This window comes from Pseudomonas sp. FP453 (genome assembly GCF_030687495.1).
Classification (GTDB): domain Bacteria; phylum Pseudomonadota; class Gammaproteobacteria; order Pseudomonadales; family Pseudomonadaceae; genus Aquipseudomonas.
The window spans coordinates 933730-953690 of record NZ_CP117435.1 but is presented as its reverse complement, the minus strand read 5'-3'; the positions used below and the strand labels follow the sequence as shown (position 1 = coordinate 953690).

Here is a 19961-nt window from a genome sequence, read left to right as displayed (position 1 = left end):
ACCAGATAGACGAGGCGGTCAGACGTGTTGAAGAAAACCCTGTTCCAGTTGCACTGGTTCTTCGGCATTACGGCCGGGCTGGTGCTGGCCTTGATGGGGATCACCGGGGCAGCGGTTTCGTTTCAGGATGAAATCCTGCGGGCGCTCAACCCCAGCGTACTGACGGTGGAAAAACGCGACGCCGGCGTGCTGCCGCCCGCCGAGCTGGTGCGCAAGCTGGAGGCCACCGAAGGCCAGACCGTGGCCATGCTCTTCGTCGAAAGCGACAGCGGCAATGCCGCGCGCGTGTTCTTCACCCCGCCACCCGGCGAGCGCCGTGGCCAGTTGCGCTATTTCGACCCGTACACCGGCGACTACATGGGCGACGTGGTCGGCCAGGACGTGTTCGGCTTCCTCCTGCAATTTCACCGCTTCCTGGTGATGGGCGACACCGGGCGCAACATCACCGGCGCGTGCACGCTGATCCTGGTGTTCTTCTGCCTGTCCGGCCTGTACCTGCGCTGGCCGCGCCAGGTCGCCAGCTGGCGCGTGTGGCTGACCCTGGACTGGCGCAAGAAAGGTCGCAGTTTCAACTGGGACCTGCACTCGGTGTTCGGCACCTGGTGCCTGCTGGCCTACCTGCTGGCGGCGCTGACCGGGCTGTATTGGTCCTACGACTGGTACAACCAGGGCGTGACCAAGCTGCTGTCCGACGCGCCGCAAAACGAGCGCATGCGCAAGCGCGGCCCGCCGCCGCAAGGCCCGGCGCCCGTGGCCAACTACGACGCGATGTGGAGCAGCATCTACAGCAGCGCCGGCCCTGGCTTGAGCGCCTACAACATCCGCATGCCCGCCGTCGCCGGGCAACCGGCCACGGTCTACTACCTGCTGCAAGACTCGCCCCACGACCGCGCGCTGAACCAGCTCAACCTCGACACCGCCACCGGCGAGGTCAAATCCCACGACCGCTACGCCAGCAAGACCCTCGGCTCGCAGCTGCTGACCAGCGTCTACGCGCTGCACACCGGCAGCTATTTCGGCCTGGCGGGGCGCGCATTATCCTCACCGTCAGTTCGCTGCTGATGCCGTTGTTCTTTATCACCGGCTGGTTGCTGTACCTCGACCGTCGCCGCAAAAAACGCCAGGTGCGCGATGCACGCAAGGGCCTTGGCGCCAACAACAGCGATGCCCCGGCGTGGCTGATCGGCTTCGCCAGCCAGAGCGGTTTCGCCGAACAACTGGCCTGGCAAACCGCCGGGCAATTGCAGGCGGCCGGCTTGCCAGTGAAGGTGCAACCCCTGGGCAGCGTCAGCCAGGATGACCTGCGCCAGTCCGAAAACGCCCTGTTCGTGGTCAGCACCTTCGGCGACGGCGAAGCGCCCGACAGCGCCCGTGGTTTTGAACGCAGCGTGCTCGGCCAGGACCTGTCCCTCAAAGGCTTGAACTACTACTCGGTATTGGCCCTGGGCGATCGGCAGTACGAACACTTCTGCGGTTTCGCCCGGCGCCTGCATTTCTGGCTGACCAACCAGGGCGGCAACCCGCTGTTCGCCCCCGTGGAAGTGGACAGCGGCGACACCACTGCCCTGCTGCACTGGCAACAACAACTTGGGCAACTGACCGGTCAGGCCCCCACTGCGGCATGGCCGACCGCCCAGTACGAAAACTGGACCCTGGCCCAACGCACCCTGCTCAACCGCGACAGCAGCGGCTCCGACGTCTACCTGCTGGGCCTGACCCCGTCTGCGCCGCAGACCTGGCAAGCCGGCGACCTGGTGGAAATCCTCCCGCGCAATTGCCCCTGGGCCATCGAGCACTTCCTCGAAGGCCTCGGGCTGGCCGGCAGCGACGGCGTATTGATCGACGACTTGGCGCACACCCTCGACCAGGCCCTGGCCACCCGCCAACTGCCGACCCATCGCGCCCACTTGGTGGGCCTGCACGCCCAGGCGCTGGTGAATGCGCTGGTGCCGCTGGGCATGCGCGAATACTCCATCGCCTCGATTGCCAGCGACGGCGTGCTGGAGCTGATCGTACGCCAGGAACGCCACCCCGATGGCAGCCTGGGCCTGGGTTCCGGTTGGCTCACCGAACACGCCGCCCTTGGCTCGGCCATCAGCCTGCGCCTGCGGCGCAACAGTGGCTTCCACCTGCCCGACGCGCCGGTGCCGATGATCCTGCTGGGCAACGGCACCGGCCTGGCCGGCCTGCGCAGCTTGCTCAAGGCACGCATTGCCGATGGCCAGCAGCGCAACTGGCTGCTGTTTGGCGAACGCAATATCGCCCACGACTTCCTCTGCCAGGACGAGCTGCAAGGCTGGCTGGCCAGCGGCGACCTGGCGTTGCTGGACCTGGCGTTTTCCCGCGACCAGGAGGAAAAAATCTACGTGCAGGACCGCCTGCGTGAGTCGGCGGATGTGCTGCGCAAGTGGCTGGCCGAGGGTGCGGCGATTTATGTGTGCGGCAGTTTGCAGGGGATGGCGGCCGGGGTGGATCAGGCGTTGGTGGATATTCTGGGCAGTGAAGCGGTAGAGCGCCTGATTGAACAGGGCCGCTACCGTCGCGACGTGTACTGACCCTCCAAAGCCAATGGAGATCAAAATGTGGGAGCTGGCTTGCCTGCGATAGCGGTGTATCAGTAGCAAATGTGCAAGCTGACACACCGCTATCGCAGGCAAGCCAGCTCCCACAGTTTTAATTGCATTCCAAGTCAGACAGGTTGGAGTTTTTGCTGGAACACCGACACGCCATCCAGATCCCGCAAGATCACCGTCAACTCCGCCGTCTGCCCATCAATCTGCACCTCACCAAAAAACTGGAACCCGGCAAACGGCGAGGTGTTCTGTGCCGGTGGCGCTTTCTCGAACACCACCTCAGGCCCAAACGTCTTATCCAACGGATTCGGCCCGAAACTCCCCGCATTCAACGGCCCCGCGACAAACTCCCAGAACGGCTCGAAATCCTGGAACGCCGCCCGATCCGGGTGATAGTGATGCGCCGCGCAGTAATGCACATCAGCAGTCAGCCAGACATGGTTGCGCACCTTCTGCGCACGCAGAAACCCCAGCAGCTCGGCAATCTCCAACTCTCGGCCTTGGGGCGCGCCCGGGTCATTGTTGGCAATCGCCTCCCAACGCGGCACGCCGGGGCTCACCTCGCCATCCGGCACGCCAAGGCCGATGGGCATGTCGGCGGCAATCACTTTCCACTGCGCCTGCGAGCCCTTGAGCTCACGTTTGAGCCAGTCCAGTTGCTCACGGCCAAGGAAGGGCTTTTCGCCGCCCAGGTTGTCATCGTTGGGCCCGCGATAACTGCGCATATCCAGCACAAACACATCGAGCAACGGCCCGTAGCTGAGCTTGCGATAGATCCGTCCGCCACCGTCGGCGGCCTGGCGGCGCATCGGTGAATATTCCAGCCAGGCCTGGCGCGCGCGGCCGACCAGGGTGTGGATGTCCTTGGTCTGGTAACGCTCATCGAGCTGCTTGCTCGGCGACCAGTTATTGACCACTTCGTGATCGTCCCACTGCCAGATCTGCGGCACCTCGGCATTGAAGCGGCGCACGTTTTCATCCAGCAGGTTGTAGCGGTAATTGCCGCGATATTCGTCGAGGGTTTCCGCGACTTTGCTCTTGGCTTCGGTGGTGATGTTGCGCCACACGCGCCCGCCTTCGGTGACCAGCTGTGCGGGCACCGGGCCGTCGGCGTAGATGGTGTCGCCGCTGTGGATAAAGAAGTCCGGCAGGCGCAGGCGCATGGCTTCGTAGATGCGCATGCCGCCGATGTCCGGGTTGATGCCGAAGCCCTGGCCGACGGTGTCGCCGCTCCACACAAAACGGATGTCGCGGCGCTGTTGCGGCACGCTGCGCAGGTGGCCGAACCAGGGCTCACTGGCAACGCCGCTCTGGGCGTCTTCGAAGTGCACACGGTAGAAAATCGCCTGGTCGGCGGGCAGGCCGGTGAGCTCGACGCGGGCGGTGAAATCCGTGCGGTTGTCGGCCAGGGGCGAGATGAACTTGCGCGGGTTGCTGAACGTGCTGCGGGTGTCCCACTCCACCACCATGCGTGCGGGGCGGTCGCTGCGGCTCCAGATCATCGCGCGGTCGCCGAGCAAGTCGCCGGACTGCACGCCATCGGTGAGTTGCGGCCGGTCCTTGACCGAAGCGATCACCGCCGGCGCCAGGCCCGGCAGCAACAGCCCGGCGCCAACGGCTTGCATCACACGGCGACGGCCGAGATCGAAGTGGCTCATGCGAGGTGCCCTCTTGAGGATCAAAAGGACAACTTAAACACGGGCAGATGACACTAATCTTGCGACCAATGAAGATCTAAATGTGGGAGCTGGCTTGCCTGCGATGGCGGTGTATCAGTAGCAGATGTGCAAGCTGACCCACCGCTATCGCAGGCAAGCCAGCTCCCACAGTTTTTTCACTGCATTCCAAGTCAGGCTTTGGCGGGGGCGACCGACAGTTCGACCACTTCCGGGCGCTTGATCACTGCGTACACCAACCCCGTCAGCAAGCTACCGGCCACAATTGCCAGCAAATACAGCAACGCATGGTTCATCGCATTCGGGATCACCAGCACCGCCAGGCCACCGTGGGGCGCCGCCAGCTTGCAACCGAAGTACATCGACAAGGCACCGGCCAACGCGCCGCCGGCGATGCTGGACGGGATCACGCGCAGCGGGTCCTTGGCGGCGAAGGGAATCGCACCTTCGGAGATAAACACCATCCCCAGGATGATCGCGGCCTTGCCCGCCTCGCGCTCCGTCTGCGCAAACTTGCGCCGTGCGAGGAAGGTGGCGATGCCCATGCCAATCGGTGGCACCATGCCGGCCGCCATGGTCGCCGCAATCGGGCCACCGCTGTGCGCCGCCAACATGCCGACAGAGAATGCATACGCCGCCTTGTTGATCGGCCCACCCAGATCGACGCACATCATGCCGCCCAACAGGATGCCCAACAGCACCGCGTTGGTCGTGCCCATGGAGTTGAGGTATTCCGTCAGGCCCGCCAGCATGCGCGCCACCGGCGGCCCGATCAGGTAGATCATTGCCAGCCCCGTGACCAGGCTCGCCAGCAACGGGATGATCAGGATCGGTTTCAGCGCATCCAGGCTTTGTGGCAAGGGGATCGCCCGGGTGATCAACTTGACGCAGTAACCCGCCAGGAACCCGGCGAACAGCCCGCCGATAAAGCCCGCGCCCAACGTCGTCGCCAGCAGCCCGCCGATCATGCCGGGGGCCAGGGCCGGACGGTCGGCGATCGAGTAGGCGACGTAGCCTGCCAGCAGCGGCACCATCAAGGTGAACGCGTGATCGCCCACGGTTTTCAACGCGGCAGCGAGGGTGCCTTTCTCTTCAAACGCGGTGATGCCGAACATAAATGACAGTGCAATCAACAAACCGCCCGCCACCACCATCGGCAGCATGAACGACACACCCGTAAGCAGGTGTTTGTACACGCCGGTCTTTTCCGCCTTGGCCACCGCCGCGCTGCCGGTGCTTTCTACCGCGCCTTCGGCCAGGGCCTTGTTGAGGGTCGCCTCGGATTGCTTGAGGGCAATGCCGGTGCCGCAACGGTAGATCTTCTTGCCGGCGAAGCGCTCGGTGGCGACTTCGATGTCCGCCGCCAACAACACCACGTCGGCATCGGCGATGGCTTGCGGGCTCAACGGCGTACGCGCGCCGACCGAACCCTGGGTCTCGACCTGCAAGTCGTAGCCCAGGCGCTTGGCGGTCTGCTGCAAGGCTTCGGCGGCCATGAAGGTGTGGGCCACGCCGGTCGGGCAGGCGGTGACGGCGACGATACGCGGCGCGTGCTTGGCGGCGCCTGCAGGGGCGACAAACACCGCCGCCTCTTCGGCGCCACGGCGCAGCACCGCTTCGACATCTGCCAGCGCCTGGGCCGGCGTGCTCTGGAACACGCGCTTGCCGACAAACCGCTGCATGTCCACCGGCGTGCTGCTGACCAGCAACACCCACTCGGCGTCGTCGATGGTCCCTTGGGACAACTGACGTTCCGGGCGCTGCACGTCGACCACTTCGACGCTGGTGCTCCAGCCCTGGCGTTGCGCGGCGGCGTCCAAAAGACGGGCGCACAGCACACTGGTGACCATACCGTTCGGGCAGGCAGTAACAATGGCTAACTTCATCACAAACCCTCTTATTGTTCTGTCAGCGTGCGTACGTCGACGCCGCTTTCGAGGCGCGCCAACTGCGCGTCATCGCTGATGCCAAAACCGATCTGCGTCACCGCCATCGCGGCAATCGCCGTGGCGCGGCGCAGGGTCTGCTCGGGTGTGTCGCCACTGAGCAAACCGTGGAGCATGCCGGCGAGCAGCGAGTCGCCCGCGCCCACCGTACTGGCCACCGTGACCTCTGGCGGCGTGGCATGCAACGCAGCGCCGGGGCGGTACCAGTTCACGCCGGCAGCGCCGTCGGACACCACCACATGCTCCACGCCCAATTGGTGCAATTGGCTGATGGCATCGGGGGCATTGCCCAGGGCATCGGCCAGCTCTTCGGTGTTGGGTTTGACCAACCACGGGCCCGCCTGCAAACCGGCGCGCAACGCTGCGCCGCTGGTGTCGAGGGCGACTTTCAAGCCGAGGTTTTTCAGGGTTTCCAGCAAGCCTTGAAACCACTGCGAGCTGACACCGCGGGGCAAGCTGCCTGCAACGACGACCGCGTCAAAACCGGGTGCCATCTGCGCCAGCTTTTCGAGCAAAGCGTGCTGCGCCTGTTCACTCACGTGCGGCCCCGGCGCATTGATGTCGGTGACCCGGCCGTCCTGTTCGGCGATCTTGATATTGCTGCGGGTTTCGCCGGGCACGCGGATGAACGCGTCGGCAAACCCACGGCGGGCGATCAGCGCGTCAAATGCCTGTGGATTGTCTTCGCCCAGGAAGCCACCCACGCTCACTTGATGGCCGAGGTCAGCCAACACCTGCGCCACATTCACGCCTTTGCCGGCGGCATGGGTGAGCATGGTTTCGCTGCGGTTAACCTCACCCGCCTCCAGGCGCGCCAGGCGAATGGTCAGGTCCAACGCCGGGTTCAGCGTCAGGGTCAGAATCCTTGCCATCTACACGGCCTCCACAAGGGCACGCACTTCGGCGGGCGAACCCACCGCAAGGGCTTTTTGCGCCAGGCCCTGGGCCTCGCTCAGACTGAATTCACGCACCCGCGCCTTGACTTCGGGAATGCTGCGGGCCGACACGCTCAACTCGTCCACCCCCAGGCCGATCAGCACCGGCACCGCCAGCGGATCGGCCGCCAGCTCGCCGCACACGCCGACCCATTTGCCATGGGCATGGGCCGCGCGCACGGTGATGTCGATCAGTTGCAACACCGCCGGGTGCAGGCCGTCGGCCTGGGCGGACAGGGTCGGATGGCCACGGTCGATGGCCAGGGTGTATTGGGTCAGGTCGTTGGTGCCGACGCTGAAGAAGTCCACTTCCTTGGCCAGCACCGGGGCGAGCAAGGCCGCCGACGGCACTTCGATCATGATCCCCAGTTGCAGGTCGGCCACCGGGATTTCCAGACGCAGGCGCTCGGTCATGTCGCGGGCAGCGCGCCACTCATCCACGCTGCCGACCATGGGGAACATGATGCGCAGCGGGCGGCTATCCGCGGAACGTAGTAGCGCGCGCAATTGCGCTTCCATGATCTGCGGGCGTTGCAAGGTGAGACGGATGCCACGCACGCCGAGGAAAGGGTTTTCTTCCTCGGCAATCGGCCAATACGGCAGCGGTTTGTCGCCGCCCACATCAAGGGTGCGCACCACCAGCGGACGCCCGCCGAGGCCATCGAGGACGCGGCGGTATTCGGCTTCCTGGGTGGCTTCGTCCGGCGCTTGCGGGTGGGCCATGAAAATCAGTTCGGTGCGCAGCAGGCCAATGCCTTCGGCGCCCTGCTCCACCGCGCTGGCCACACCGGCGCTTTCGCCGATATTGGCGAACACTTCCACGGCATGACCGTCACGGGTCAGCGCCGGCTCATGGCGCTGGGCTGAGGCGGCTTGCAGGCGTTGTTCGCGGGTGTCGCGCTCGACGGTGGCCCGTTGCAGGGTGGCCGCGTCGGCGTCCACATGCAGGCGGCCGCGCTGGCCGTCCAGCAGCAAGGGCGTGCCGGCGGCCAGCAGCAATACGGCGGGGCCGGCGCCCACCAGCGCCGGAATGCCGAGGGCGCGGGCGACGATGGCACTGTGGGCCGTGGCGCCGCCACGGGCGGTGAGGATGCCGGCGACGCGGGCCGGATCAAGGCGCGCCACGTCGGACGGGCCGACTTCGTCCATCACCAGGATGTACGGCTCGCTCGGCTCGCGGGCGGTTTCGACGCCGCACAATTGCGCCAGCACCCGGCGGCCAATGTCCCGCAGGTCGGCGGCGCGCTCGGCGAGCAAGGCGTCCTGCAACGATTCCTGCTGCTTGGCGGCGGCTTCGATCACGCTCATCCACGCGGCTTCGGCGCTTTCGCCTTGCTTGAGGCGGGTGTCGACTTCGTCGCTGAGTTCCGGGTCGTCGAGCATTTCCTGGTGGGTGATGAAAATCTCGCGGATCGCCTTGGCCTGGCTGCGTTCAATCAGGCCCTGGATATCACGGCGCACATCGGCCAGGGCGGCTTGCAGGCGTTGGCGCTCGATGGCCGAGGACTCGCCGCGCAGCGGGTAGTCGAACACCTGTTGAATCTGGATATGTGCCGGGCCGATGGCGATGCCCGGCGCGGCGGCGATGGCCTGGAGTTGGCTGCCACTGAGCGGCGCGCTGATCTGCGGCTCGATATCGACGCTGGTCGGTTGCGCGCTGACGGTGGGCAGCGGCTCGATCTCTTCACCCAGGCCTTCGGTCACGGCGGCCAACAGCGCTGGCAGCGCATCGCCGGCAATCGTCGGTTCGGCGACAAATTCCAGCACCTGGCCACGGCGCGCGCCAAGGCTCAACAGTTTGCTCAGGCTCTTGACCGAGACGGCGCCCACCGGGCCATCGACGATGCGTACGCGCAAGTCGCCGTCAAAACTTTTTGCCAATTGCGCGAGGATCTTCGCCGGCCGCGCGTGCAGGCCGTGGGCGTTGGCCAGGGTAATGCGCGCGCTGGGCCAGTCGGGCGGCAGTTCGCCGCCGAGCACTTCGAGTACGGCGCGGCTGCTGGTGGCGCGGCCCAGTTCCTGGCCACGGCCTTCGATCAGCAAGGCACACAGGCGTTCCAGCAAGGTTTGGTGGGCTTCGCCAAGGCTGGCCAGGCAGAACAGGCCGTTGAGCGGCTGGCCGAGGTAGCGCATGGGTTTGTCCGGGGTGACAAACGCCAGGCCCGGGCGCTTGACCGTTTGCTCGCTGTGCAGCCACCACAGGCCATCGCCCAGGGGCAGCGCGTCGACCTGCTGCAACACGGCGGCGAAACCGTTGCTCACACAATCGGCCTGGCGCAACAGGCGCGCACCTCTCCAGACAAGCTCTTCGAAATCATCGGCCGACACGCCCAGGCTGATCATCTGTGCATCCAGCGCCAGTTCTTGCGGCGCGCCTTGCAACAGTTTGAGCAAGGCTTCGGCACTACCGGCGCGGCGCAGTGCCTGGCCGAGGTCGGTCTCACCGAGGGCGCGGGTCAGCAGTTGCAGCAGGCGCAGGTGTTCATCGGATTTGGCGGCAATGCCAATCGCCAGGTAGACGATCTGGCCGTCGCCCCAGTCCACCCCTTCGGGGAACTGCAGCAGGCGCACGCCGGTGGCAAACACCTGGTCGCGGGTTTCAGGGGTGCCGTGGGGGATCGCAATACCTTGGCCGAGAAAGGTCGAACCTTGGGCTTCACGGGCTTGCAAACCGCTGAGGTAACCCTCGGCGACCAGGCCGTCGGCCACCAGTTTTTCAGCGAGCAGGTGCAAGGCAGCAGACTTATCCACAGCCACCTGGCCCATGGAAATCTGCTCGTGGGTGAGCTCAAGCATGCCGTTCTCCTAGTTAGTGCGATGGGCGCACTAGGTATTGTTTTGAATAAACAGTGTAATGGCGTCTCGTAATAGCTGACTGAGTAGTCAATTGGCAGTGGCCACTCAGTAGCGAAGATCGTAAAAATACGCCTGCTGAAACGTTTAATCTAGAATTTATGGCAGATTACGCGTTAATTGAGCATCCTTGAAGGACCGCTCGGCACTTGAGCTTGGACATTGGTCGTGTGCAGTAATCGGTTACGATTGGACAAAATGTCGGGGCAAGCTCTAGAAAACAAGGAAATCCCGGTTTGAAACTCAGTGATATTGCACGCTTGGCCGGTGTGTCCGTAACCACCGCCAGCTACGTCATCAATGGCAAGGCCGAACAACAACGCATCAGCAGCGCTACCGTCGAGCGCGTGCGTGCCGTGGTTGAAGCCCATGGGTTTACACCCAACCCCCAAGCCGCCGGGCTGCGCAGTCGGCACACGCGCACCTTGGGTTTTATCCTGCCTGACCTGGAAAACCCCAGTTACGCACGTATCGCCAAACTGCTGGAGCAAGGCGCACGGGCACGCGGCTATCAGTTGCTGATCGCCAGCTCCGACGACGACGCCAACAGCGAGCGCCAGTTGCTGCAACTGTTTCGCGCGCGGCGCTGCGATGCGCTGTTTGTCGCCAGTTGCCTGCCGGCCAGCGACGACAGCTACCGCGAACTGCAAGCCAAGGGCCTGCCGATCATTGCCATCGACCGGGTGATGGAAACCGCGCAGTTCTGCTCGGTGGTCAGCGACGACCGCCAGGCCTGCCAGCAACTGACCGCCAGCCTGCTGCAACCGCTGCCCAAGCAGATCGTGCTGATCGGTGCACGGCCGGAGCTGAGCATCAGCCAGGAGCGCGCGGCGGGTTTCCGTGACGCGCTGCAGGGGTTCAGCGGCGAGGTGATCGTCGAACAAGGCGACGCCTTCAGCCGCGACTGTGGCCGACAACTGATGGAGCAACTTCTACAGCAACTGGGGCATTTGCCTGACGCACTGGTGACGACGTCCTACGTGCTGCTGCAAGGCGTGTTTGATGCACTGCATGACTTCCCGCTCAAATCGCGGCCCCTGCGCCTGGGCACCTTCGGTGACACCCAGTTGCTGGATTTCCTGCCGCTGCCGGTCAACGCCATGGCCCAGCAACATCAGTTGATCGCCGACACTGCGCTGAAACTGGCCCTGGCGGCCATCGAAGAACAGCATTACCAGCCGGGCGTGCATGCCATCGGCCGGACCTTCAAGCAGCGTATCCGCGAGGCCTGAACGTGGAGCTGATCGACACCCACACCCACCTGGACTTCGCGGACTTCGACAGCGACCGCCGCGAAGTCCTCGCCCACAGCCGCGCACTCGGCGTGCGGCGCATGGTGGTGCTGGGGGTGTATCAGCAGAATTGGCAGCGGTTGTGGGATCTGGTGCAAGGGGATGAAGGTTTGTTCGCAGCCTTTGGCCTGCACCCGGTGTATCTCGATGACCATCGCCCCGCCGACCTGGTGGAACTGGGGGATTGGCTGACCCGCCTAAACGGCCACCGGCAACTGTGTGCGGTGGGCGAGATCGGCCTGGATTACTTTCTCGAACACCTGGACCGCGAGCGCCAGCAAAGCCTGTTCGACGCCCAGCTGAAACTGGCCGTGGACTTCCAACTGCCAGCGCTGCTGCATGTGCGCCGCAGCCACGCGGCGGTGATCGCCACCCTCAAGCGCATCCGCCTGCCACGGGGCGGCATCATCCATGCCTTCGCCGGCAGCACGGAGGAAGCCCGCGAATATATCAAGCTGGGTTTCAAACTCGGCCTGGGCGGAGCGGCCACTTGGCCCCAGGCGTTGCGCATGCACAAGGTGCTGGCGCAGTTGCCGCTGGACAGCGTGGTGCTGGAGACCGACTCACCGGACATGGCTCCCGCCATGTACCCCGGCCAGCGCAACAGCCCCCAGCACCTGCCGGACATTTGCCGCGCCCTGGCCGAGCGCATGGGCATCGAACCGCTATTGCTCGCGCAGGCGAGTACACGCAATGCGTGCGAGCTGTTCGAGTGGTAGCCGGCTGACGCTGTGCAGGTTGAGGGTCATGCGTTGCCGGTAGCGGGCATAACGCAACACCAGGAAATGAATCAGCACCGTCACCAGCGAGATATTGAACTGCCCGATCACGCTGATCAGCCCCACCCACTCGGCCACCAACGCCACCAGCAAGGCCGCGCAAGTCAGGATGATCATGCTCGGGCGCACCAATGCCCACTGGTTCAAGGCGCGAAACTGACACAGCTGTTTATGGCTACCGAGCTTGAGACACGTCTGGCAATACGTGCATTCAAAGGGTTCGTCGATGGCGATGGCATTCAACTGCCAGGGCTTGAGTTCAAACGTCATATCGCATTGGGCGCAATGCCCCCGAATGCCGATTATTGCGGTCATCGCCGAGTCTCCTGGAGACCGTGATTAGGTGAAACAAATTCTCACCTATTCCGTTGGCAATAAAAGATCCGCAGCAAAATCAGGACAAACGCCACACCATTGAATGCTTAGTCCTACTCTCGTCTCCTACACCCGAAAGGCGCCGATCAATTGCTTCAACTCAATCACCTGCATCGACAACTGCCGGCTGGCCGCTTCGGTCTGATGGGCCCCGTGGGCCGCATGCTCGCCGGCGCGATTGATTTCGACGATATTCTGATCGATATCGTGGGCGACCGCCGTTTGCTGCTCCACGGCGGCGGCAATCTGCTGGTTCTGATCGACGATCATGCCTACAGCACCGAGGATGTTCTCCAGGGCCTGCTGGACTTTTTCTGACTGCCCCACGGTACCATTCGCCATTTCATGGCTGCTGCCCATGGCCTTCACCGCCGCCGCCACACCGCTGTGCAAGCGGCTGATCATCTGCTCGATTTCTTCGGTGGAGTGTTGCGTGCGCCGGGCCAGGGTGCGCACCTCATCAGCCACCACCGCAAAGCCACGCCCCTGCTCGCCGGCACGTGCGGCCTCGATGGCGGCATTGAGCGCCAGCAGGTTGGTTTGCTCAGCAATGCTTTTGATCACTTCCAACACGCTGCTGATGGACTGGCTGTCGGTGGCCAACTGGTTGATCACCCGCACCGACTGGTCGATCTCCGAGGCCAGCCGCGCAATGCTGCCCTGCTGGGATTGCACCAGGCTGCGCCCACTGACGGTTTCATCGTTGACGCTGTGTGCGCTGCTCACCGCCGCCGCCGCGCTGCGCGCCACTTCCTGGGCGGTGGACGACATCTGGTTCATCGCCGTCGCCACCTGTTCGATCTGGCTGCGCTGGCCGGACACCGCGTGATTGCTCTGGGCCGATACCGTTTCCACCTGGCCGGCCTGGAGTTCGACCTGGCTGACGGTGTGGCCGACGCGTTCGATCAAGTCATGGATTTTCGCCACGGTGCCGTTGAACACCTGGCCCAACTCGCCCAGTTCATCGCGGCTATGGGCGACGAAGGTGACGGTCATATCGCCCGCCGCGACCTTGTCCATCATCGCGCCCAGGCGGCGCAGGGTGGTGCGGGTGGAGGCGTAGAAGCCGGCGTACAGATAGAAAATCAGCAAAAACACCGCCGAGAGGGCGCAGACCAGTCCGACCATGTGCGTGCGGTTTTGCGCCAGCCGCTGCTGCAACTGCTGGCCAAGGAAGGTCAGGGTCGCCTCGTCGAGTTGGTAGGTCTTGGCCATCAGTTGGCTGACGTTGTCGTAGAAGCCTTGCCAAGGCGCGTCGAGGGTTTCGGCCATGACCACCTGTTCTTCAAACAGCTCGCTGCCTTGCTTGAGGCTGGCATTGCTGGCCTTGGCCAGGCCATCAAGCGCTGCGTGAGCGGGCTTGCTGGCGCCCAAGGCATCCTGCAGTTTCAGGGCGTATTCGCCGTGGAGTTTTTCCAACTGCTGCAGGAGTTCGTCAAAGCGTGTGCTGGAGGATGAGTTGAGAAAACCCTGGCCCAGGGAATACGCGCCCATCGCCCGGCCTTCGCCGAGGGTCTGGGTGACTTGCGGAGTGATGCTGGTGATCAGCTCGGTAAGTTGGCGCAAATCGCCCTGGGGGTCGCGGCTCAGGCCGGACTGGCTGGCAATCACCTGGCTGAGCATGTGCGCCTTGTTGAGCAACTTGCCGATCAGCGCGCTTTTGCTCAGCAGCGAGGTTTCCTGCTGCTGGGCCTTGAAGGCGGCGATCAACTCATCGCGCTTGGCGTCAAATGCAGCGATTTGCTCGGGGTCGGTGGCCATCGCAGTGAGGCTTTGCAGGCGGCTCAACACTGCCTGTTCCAAGGCGTTGATCTTGCCCTCCAGGTCACCGGCCTTGCCGGACTGGCCAAGGGTCGCGTTGATCTGCACCTGGTTGTTCAGGGTTTCGAGGTCGCGGCGCAGGGCCAGGCTGCTGCCGAGCAAATCCAGGCTTTGCAATTCGATGCGCGTGCCCTGGAATTCGCGCCAGGAATCGCGCACGAGGTAATAGTTGGTGGCCAGCATCGGCAGCAGGAATAACACGCTGATCAGGCTGAATTTCATGCCGAAGCTCAAGCGATTCATCAGCGCGACGGCGGGATAGAGCAAGCTCTTCACAGGTGAACTCCCTTTCTTTTATTTTTATTGAGGCGCAGGGTAGCGGCAGAACGCCACCCTCTATATAGCTCAATTTGAAAGGGAGTTTTGTAACGTAAGGTTAACAACAAACAAATGTGGGAGCGGGCAAGCCCGCTCCCACAAGGGTTTAGGGCAACACGGTCCAGATCGCGAAGCCGGCATACCACAGCACCGCCGCGCGCAGCAGCAGTTCCCACAGTCGGTCGAGGCTGTTGATGCCGTCTGCGCCGACCACCGGTGGTGGGATTTCAGCGGCGACCAGGCCGACTTTCTCCACCAACTGAGCGGCGCTGATGTCCCAACTCAGCAGTTCGTGGAGCATCACGCGGCTGACCGCGACGAAGTTGCCCACCAGGGCAAAGCTGGCCGCCAGCAAGCGCACCGGCAGCCAGTCAAACGCATGGCGCAACTGCCCGGCGCGCTCGGCGACCAGAGGGTTCTGGCTGTGTTCGCTGGCCAAGGCCAACAGGCGATAAGCCAGTGCCGCGACCGGGCCCAGCAGGAAGTACCAGAAAATCACCGCGAAAAAGCTCTGGTACGCCTGCCACAGCAGATGCCCCTGCACGCGTTCGAGCAGTTGCTCGCCACTGTCGGCGCCCAGCTTCAGGTCGCGCTCGGCCACGTGCTCGGCGGCTTGCAGGTCGCCACGCCGCCAGGCGTCCCGAAACGGCCCGAGCCCGGCCAGTAGATCGCCGCGCCCCAGGCTGTAGATCACCACCAACAGGTGCACCGGCAGGGCCAGTAGGCCGTAGGCCACGGGTTCCAGCACCAGCAGCAACAGCGCCAGCAACGCCACGGGCAGCAACACCAGCAGCACCAGGATCAGCCAAGGCTGCTTGCCCATGCGCGGGTTCGATTCCAGCTTGGCCAGCTCGCGCAGCCATCCACCGTCGCGCTGCAACCGCTGGCGCAAGGCCGAGAATTTCTCGATCCACACTGCCAGCACCAATACCAGGAAACTCATTGTGCGTGTCCTCCATCCTGCAGGGCGCCCCGAAAACGCGCCCAATCAAAAGCCGGGCCGGGGTCGGTCTTGCGCCCCGGGGCGATATCGCTGTGACCACAAATGCGCTGGTGGGTAATGCCTGGGTAAGCCGCCAGCAATTGCCGGGTCAGGTCGGTCAGCGCCGTGTATTGGGCGTCGGTGAATGGCAAATCATCCGTGCCTTCCAGCTCGATACCCAGGGAAAAGTCATTGCACGTCTCACGCCCCTCGAAACACGAGACCCCGGCATGCCACGCTCGGTCGATGCAGGACACAAACTGCGTTACGGCGCCGTCGCGCTCAATCAGAAAATGCGCGGACACGCGTAGGTCGGCGATCCCTTCAAAGTAAGGGTGTTCCGTGACATCCAGGCGGTTCTGGAAAAATTCCTGCACCTTGCCGGTGGCAAACTGCGCCGGTGGCAGGCTGATGTTATGCACCACCAACAGCGAGATTTCGCCAGCGGGGCGCTCGTTGAAGTTGGGCGAAGGGCAATGACGGATGCCCTTGCACCAACCGCTGAGGGGGTCCAACTGCATACAGGGTCCTTGAGCGTGACAAAGTGTGACCAGTATGCCGCGTTCAGCCCTGTGGTTGCGATGGTTTGCCGCGATTGAGTTGGCGCAAATTGCCCAGCACCGTGGCCAGCGCCCGGTCGAACAGCAGCCCGTCGTCAAGCCTGCGCAGGTCGCCGCGCTTGAATGCCTGGGCCAGTTCGCCGAGGTTTTGCTCCAGCACCTTGAGGCCGGTGTGGTTGATAAAAATGTAACGGTTGGCCGGCGCAACAATCGCCGTCAACTTGCAGCGCAGTGCCGCGTCGTTGCCTTGCTGGAACTCGACCCAGTCACCGATGCGCATCTGCAGGGCACTGATCAGGTCGGGGTCATCTCCCGGCAAGTCCTGGGCCGTGTCGGGCACCTCGGCGCCAAAGGTAAAGGGCTCACGGACGACGCTCAACACTTCGACGCCCGTCAGGGGCTGAACGTGCAATACCTGCAAGCGCACAAAGAATTCACGGGTGCTGAACGGGTCGAACGCGGCGCTGGTCAAGCCGTCGCGCAACGCTTTGAGCAGGCCCGGCAGGCGTTCCAGCAGATGCCGACCAGCCTCGGTGTCGCTTTGCAGGCCGACGCTCCAGATCAACTCGTCCAGGGTGCGCAGCGCCGACTGCCACTGCACCGACTGCTCGCCATGCTTGAGGCTGGCCAGCAACAGCACCTGGCTCCACGCCTGTTGTACAAACTGCACCACGGCGGGCGGTAATGCCTTGCCCAGCAGCCGTTGATTCAGCACCTGGGCAACCCGCTCGCGGGCCGCGTCGCTCAACACGCGCGCCTGTTCGGCGTCACGGGTGTGCTGCTCGACCAGTGCGCTGCGGCGCTGCTCATCGGCAATAAACGCCGTGAACTCCACGAGCAACTGGGAAAAAATCGCCGGATCTTCGACAAACTCATTCAGCAGACGCTGCACAACTTGCTCGATACGCAGGTACAAGGCGTCGCGCTGATAATCCTCCCGTGGGCTCCACTGCACAGCGGCACAACCGACTTCATTGAGCAGCCGACGTACCGGATGGCTGGGGCGACTGAAAAAACTCTTGTCCAGCACCGCAACTTTCAGCAACGGAATCTGCAGCCGGGCGATCAACGCCCTGAGCGCGCCAGGCAAGTTGCGGTCCTTGCGGATGAACTCGAACAGCAGGGCCATCAGGTTGATCACGTCTTCGTCCGCGACCTCGACCACCCGGGATTTGCCGCTCTTGACGCTGACCCGGGTCAGCAACTGGCCAAGCTGGTTGCGCAGATCGACATCGTCTTCGGTGTCTGGCGTGGGCACATACTGCTGCAAATGGGACAGCAGCCGCAGCAGGTCGCGCGTGGCGATCGGCTGAAGTTCGGCGCTGGCTTCCAGGGTGGGCGCCACGCTGCCACGCACGGCCTTGAGCCGTTCCTGCAAGGCGGCAAACGCTTGCTGGCCGTTTTCGTCCAGCGGTGCATCGGTGGCCGGCAAGCTGTCTTTACGCAAGTGTTCACGGGCCGCCCGCCCGCCGGGGCGCCGCGAGGGCGCCGCCTTGAGTTCGGGCAACACGCCGGTGGCGACCAACAGCTGATTGGCTTCGCCATACAGTTGGTCGGCGTCGCTGAGCACGTACTTTTCAAACAGCTTGAGCATGATCAGCTTGACGCGGATTTCCACCCCCAGGCTGCGCCCGGCCCGCAGGAAAAACTCACACAACAGGGCCGGCCCCAATGGGTTCTCGCGCTCGTCCAGGCCCTTGACCAGCACGGCACTCAAGCGCGCCGTCAGTTGCCCCAGGGCCAGGCCGTCGCGATGTCGCACCCGCCCCAGCATGGCCTCCAGCGCCACGGCTTTCTCCAGCTCGTCGCGGGATGTGCCTGGCACCGCGTCGTAGGACACCACCGGCACGAGCTGCCGCTCACCCGGCCCCGCCAGGCCCAGGTTGGCGAAGGCGGCGAACAGCTGCTCCATGAACACGCGCTCGAAATTCTTGCGCTTGAGGCGCAGGTCGCGCATGGCTTCAAAGAAAATATGGTGATCGAGGTTGTTACGCGCCTTGTCGGCCATTTCGAAGAGGGTGTCGTCGGCGTTATCGAACAGCTCCTGCAGACCTTGCTGCAACTGCTGGGCAGCCTTGTCACGGACCTGCAGCAACACCACCGGCAAGCGCGCGAGCGGCGATGGCATAGCCTGTGCCTTGTTGATCGGCACCACCTTTCCGTCATTGTGCATCCTGGCCTCCTGATACGGCGGTGTCTGTTGGGGAATGATGGCGCGGGCGCTGCGCGATTCCAGTCATCACCAGGACGTCAAAGCTATGACGCCAATTGCAAGGCGCGAGATTATCTTGCAAATGGGGGTAGTTGCGCCAGCAAACTCTGTCATTCGGCTGTAATTGAGCGGTGGGTTATGGGTTCGAACGCACACTGCCCCTATAATCCAGGCACTTTGTTTGTGGAGCCTGTTATGCCGAATCTCCGTCTTGCCGACCTCACCGCCGAAATCGAAGCCAACGTGCGCCGCGCGCTGCTCGAAGACATCGGCAGCGGCGATATCACCGCGCAATTGATCCCGGCCGAGCGGCTGGCCAAGGCCACGATCATTACCCGCGATGCGGCGGTGATTGCCGGCACCGCCTGGGTGGATGCGGTATTCCGCCAGTTGGACCCACGCGTCGCCGTGCATTGGCAGGTGGCCGACGGTGAGCGCGTCAGCCCCAACCAGGCGCTGTTCCACCTCGAAGGCCCGGCCCGCTCGCTGCTCAGTGGCGAGCGCAGCGCCCTGAACTTCCTGCAACTGCTGTCTGGTGTGGCGACGCGCGCCCAATTCCTGGCGGACTTTGTCGCCAGCACCCAGGTCAAGCTGCTGGACACCCGCAAGACATTGCCGGGCCTGCGCCTGGCGCAGAAATATGCGGTCACCTGCGGCGGCTGTCACAACCACCGCATCGGTTTGTATGACGCGTTCCTGATCAAGGAAAACCATATTGCCGCCTGCGGTGGCATTGCCCAGGCCATTACGGCCGCCCACAAGATCGCGCCGGGAAAACCGGTGGAAATCGAAGTGGAGAGCCTGGAAGAATTGCGTGAAGCGCTGGCGGCCGGCGCCGACATCATCATGCTCGACGAACTGAGCCTGGACGATATGCGTGAAGCGGTTCGCCTGAATGCCGGCAAGGCCAAGCTGGAAGCCAGCGGCGGGATCAATGAAAGCACGCTGCTGCCGATCGCGGAAACCGGCGTGGACTACATCTCCATTGGCGCGATGACCAAGGATGTGAAGGCGGTGGATTTGTCGATGCGGCTCAGTATCTGAGGAGCTGCAAGCTGCAAGCTGCAAGAGGCTGCGCGACAACTTGCAGCTTGCAGCTTGAAACTTGTAGCAGCTCTTAAACTACAAGATTATTCATCTCGCAATACTCTTCCCACTCAACACCCAGCACTTCAGCCGCCTCCTTGTGCAAGGCCAGCCGTGCGGTGTCGAATTCGTCCGCTGTCGAGGTGTACTTGAGGGTCAGCTCCCAAGGCTGCAAGCCCTGGCTCTCTGCCTCATCCTCGAATGCCCACTGGATCTGGTCACGCTGATCATCAGCGCTCAAGTCCTTGATCTCTTCTTTAAGCTGCGGCGTGCCCTCGAGGTATTTCTTGAGGGCTTCTGCGTGCCGAACTTCCTGGGTCATTTCAGTCGTGGTCATGTCGTTCTCTTAGATCGAGGAATGGGGATGCATCTGGGTCATCAAGGTTGCGCAGATACAAAAGAGCGGGCGTGAATACCGACTCGTCTGGCCTTCAGAACCATTCTGGGATCATCTGAAAACAGTGCTGCCTTTTTGCCCGAGACAGGAATCGAACCTGCGACCTTCGCGTTACGAGTGCGCTGCTCTACCAACTGAGCTACACGGGCGGTGGGC

General features: G+C 63.4%; 13 protein-coding genes, 1 tRNA gene and 1 pseudogene. 4 read left to right on the top strand and 11 right to left on the bottom strand.

Annotation, left to right across the window (positions count from 1 at the left end; genetic code table 11):
• The first annotated feature begins 24 nt into the window (after window positions 1–24).
• A pseudogene (locus tag PSH87_RS04240) lies at window positions 25–2555 on the top strand (PepSY domain-containing protein).
• 134 nt (window positions 2556–2689) lie between these two features.
• On the opposite strand, the gene PSH87_RS04235 reads toward PSH87_RS04240, so the two are convergent.
• The 4 genes from PSH87_RS04235 to ptsP form a co-directional block, all read right to left on the bottom strand.
• Window positions 2690–4231, bottom strand: a complete 1542-nt coding sequence (locus PSH87_RS04235) for an alkaline phosphatase (RefSeq protein WP_305432696.1) — start codon at window positions 4229–4231, stop codon at window positions 2690–2692.
• Between the two features lie 191 nt (window positions 4232–4422).
• On the bottom strand, window positions 4423–6135 hold the full coding sequence (locus PSH87_RS04230) for a PTS fructose-like transporter subunit IIB (RefSeq protein ID WP_026136940.1): 1713 nt from the start codon (window positions 6133–6135) through the stop codon (window positions 4423–4425).
• 11 nt (window positions 6136–6146) lie between these two features.
• Window positions 6147–7067: a 1-phosphofructokinase gene (gene pfkB, locus PSH87_RS04225; protein ID WP_017737942.1), complete on the bottom strand. Its 921-nt coding sequence runs from the start codon at window positions 7065–7067 to the stop codon at window positions 6147–6149.
• Window positions 7068–9926, bottom strand: coding sequence for a phosphoenolpyruvate--protein phosphotransferase (gene ptsP / locus PSH87_RS04220; protein ID WP_305432692.1), 2859 nt, complete (start codon window positions 9924–9926; stop codon window positions 7068–7070).
• Between the two features lie 293 nt (window positions 9927–10219).
• On the opposite strand from ptsP, the gene cra reads away from it, so the two are divergent.
• Window positions 10220–11215, top strand: coding sequence for a catabolite repressor/activator (cra, locus tag PSH87_RS04215; protein ID WP_017737940.1), 996 nt, complete (start codon window positions 10220–10222; stop codon window positions 11213–11215).
• Window positions 11216–11217: 2 nt separating this feature from the next.
• On the top strand, window positions 11218–11994 hold the full coding sequence (locus PSH87_RS04210; RefSeq protein WP_017737939.1) for a TatD family hydrolase: 777 nt from the start codon (window positions 11218–11220) through the stop codon (window positions 11992–11994).
• Here the strand turns inward: PSH87_RS04210 and PSH87_RS04205 are convergent.
• The 5 genes from PSH87_RS04205 to PSH87_RS04185 all read right to left on the bottom strand — a co-directional run bounded on the left by PSH87_RS04205 (window position 11941) and on the right by PSH87_RS04185 (window position 18283).
• Complete coding sequence (locus tag PSH87_RS04205) at window positions 11941–12369, bottom strand: hypothetical protein (protein ID WP_026136939.1); 429 nt, start codon at window positions 12367–12369, stop codon at window positions 11941–11943. The genes PSH87_RS04210 and PSH87_RS04205 overlap by 54 nt on opposite strands.
• A 126-nt stretch (window positions 12370–12495) precedes the next feature.
• On the bottom strand, window positions 12496–13200 hold the full coding sequence (locus tag PSH87_RS28765; RefSeq protein WP_370695313.1) for a methyl-accepting chemotaxis protein: 705 nt from the start codon (window positions 13198–13200) through the stop codon (window positions 12496–12498).
• A 1474-nt stretch (window positions 13201–14674) separates the two neighbouring features.
• Window positions 14675–15511 (bottom strand): regulatory signaling modulator protein AmpE, encoded by an 837-nt coding sequence (gene ampE / locus PSH87_RS04195; protein WP_305432685.1) that lies wholly within the window; start codon window positions 15509–15511, stop codon window positions 14675–14677.
• The gene (ampD, locus tag PSH87_RS04190) at window positions 15508–16071 is read right to left on the bottom strand and encodes a 1,6-anhydro-N-acetylmuramyl-L-alanine amidase AmpD (protein WP_305432683.1); all 564 of its coding nucleotides are present in this window, start codon (window positions 16069–16071) and stop codon (window positions 15508–15510) included. The genes ampE and ampD overlap by 4 nt, the downstream gene beginning before the upstream one ends.
• Window positions 16072–16114: 43 nt before the next feature.
• Window positions 16115–18283: a DUF1631 domain-containing protein gene (locus tag PSH87_RS04185; protein WP_305432681.1), complete on the bottom strand. Its 2169-nt coding sequence runs from the start codon at window positions 18281–18283 to the stop codon at window positions 16115–16117.
• A 234-nt stretch (window positions 18284–18517) separates the two neighbouring features.
• Here PSH87_RS04185 and nadC point away from each other — a divergent pair, with 234 nt between their 5' ends.
• Complete coding sequence (nadC, locus tag PSH87_RS04180; RefSeq protein WP_017737934.1) at window positions 18518–19366, top strand: carboxylating nicotinate-nucleotide diphosphorylase; 849 nt, start codon at window positions 18518–18520, stop codon at window positions 19364–19366.
• Between the two features lie 73 nt (window positions 19367–19439).
• On the opposite strand, the gene PSH87_RS04175 is transcribed toward nadC, so the two are convergent.
• Complete coding sequence (locus PSH87_RS04175) at window positions 19440–19745, bottom strand: DUF6388 family protein (protein WP_017737933.1); 306 nt, start codon at window positions 19743–19745, stop codon at window positions 19440–19442.
• A gap of 136 nt (window positions 19746–19881) precedes the next feature.
• Window positions 19882–19954 (bottom strand) — tRNA-Thr (locus tag PSH87_RS04170).
• Window positions 19955–19961: the final 7 nt, after the last annotated feature.

What these genes read in the sequence shown, in the direction of transcription:
- PSH87_RS04235 (WP_305432696.1), bottom strand. Translation starts at nt 4,231, where the DNA reads ATGAGCCACTTCGATCTCGGCCGTCGCCGTGTGATGCAAGCCGTTGGC.
- PSH87_RS04230 (WP_026136940.1), bottom strand. Translation starts at nt 6,135, where the DNA reads ATGAAGTTAGCCATTGTTACTGCCTGCCCGAACGGTATGGTCACCAGT.
- pfkB (WP_017737942.1), bottom strand. Translation starts at nt 7,067, where the DNA reads ATGGCAAGGATTCTGACCCTGACGCTGAACCCGGCGTTGGACCTGACC.
- ptsP (WP_305432692.1), bottom strand. Translation starts at nt 9,926, where the DNA reads ATGCTTGAGCTCACCCACGAGCAGATTTCCATGGGCCAGGTGGCTGTG.
- PSH87_RS04205 (WP_026136939.1), bottom strand. Translation starts at nt 12,369, where the DNA reads ATGACCGCAATAATCGGCATTCGGGGGCATTGCGCCCAATGCGATATG.
- PSH87_RS28765 (WP_370695313.1), bottom strand. Translation starts at nt 13,200, where the DNA reads ATGTCGTCCACCGCCCAGGAAGTGGCGCGCAGCGCGGCGGCGGCGGTG.
- ampE (WP_305432685.1), bottom strand. Translation starts at nt 15,511, where the DNA reads ATGAGTTTCCTGGTATTGGTGCTGGCAGTGTGGATCGAGAAATTCTCG.
- ampD (WP_305432683.1), bottom strand. Translation starts at nt 16,071, where the DNA reads ATGCAGTTGGACCCCCTCAGCGGTTGGTGCAAGGGCATCCGTCATTGC.
- PSH87_RS04185 (WP_305432681.1), bottom strand. Translation starts at nt 18,283, where the DNA reads ATGCACAATGACGGAAAGGTGGTGCCGATCAACAAGGCACAGGCTATG.
- nadC (WP_017737934.1), top strand. Translation starts at nt 18,518, where the DNA reads ATGCCGAATCTCCGTCTTGCCGACCTCACCGCCGAAATCGAAGCCAAC.
- PSH87_RS04175 (WP_017737933.1), bottom strand. Translation starts at nt 19,745, where the DNA reads ATGACCACGACTGAAATGACCCAGGAAGTTCGGCACGCAGAAGCCCTC.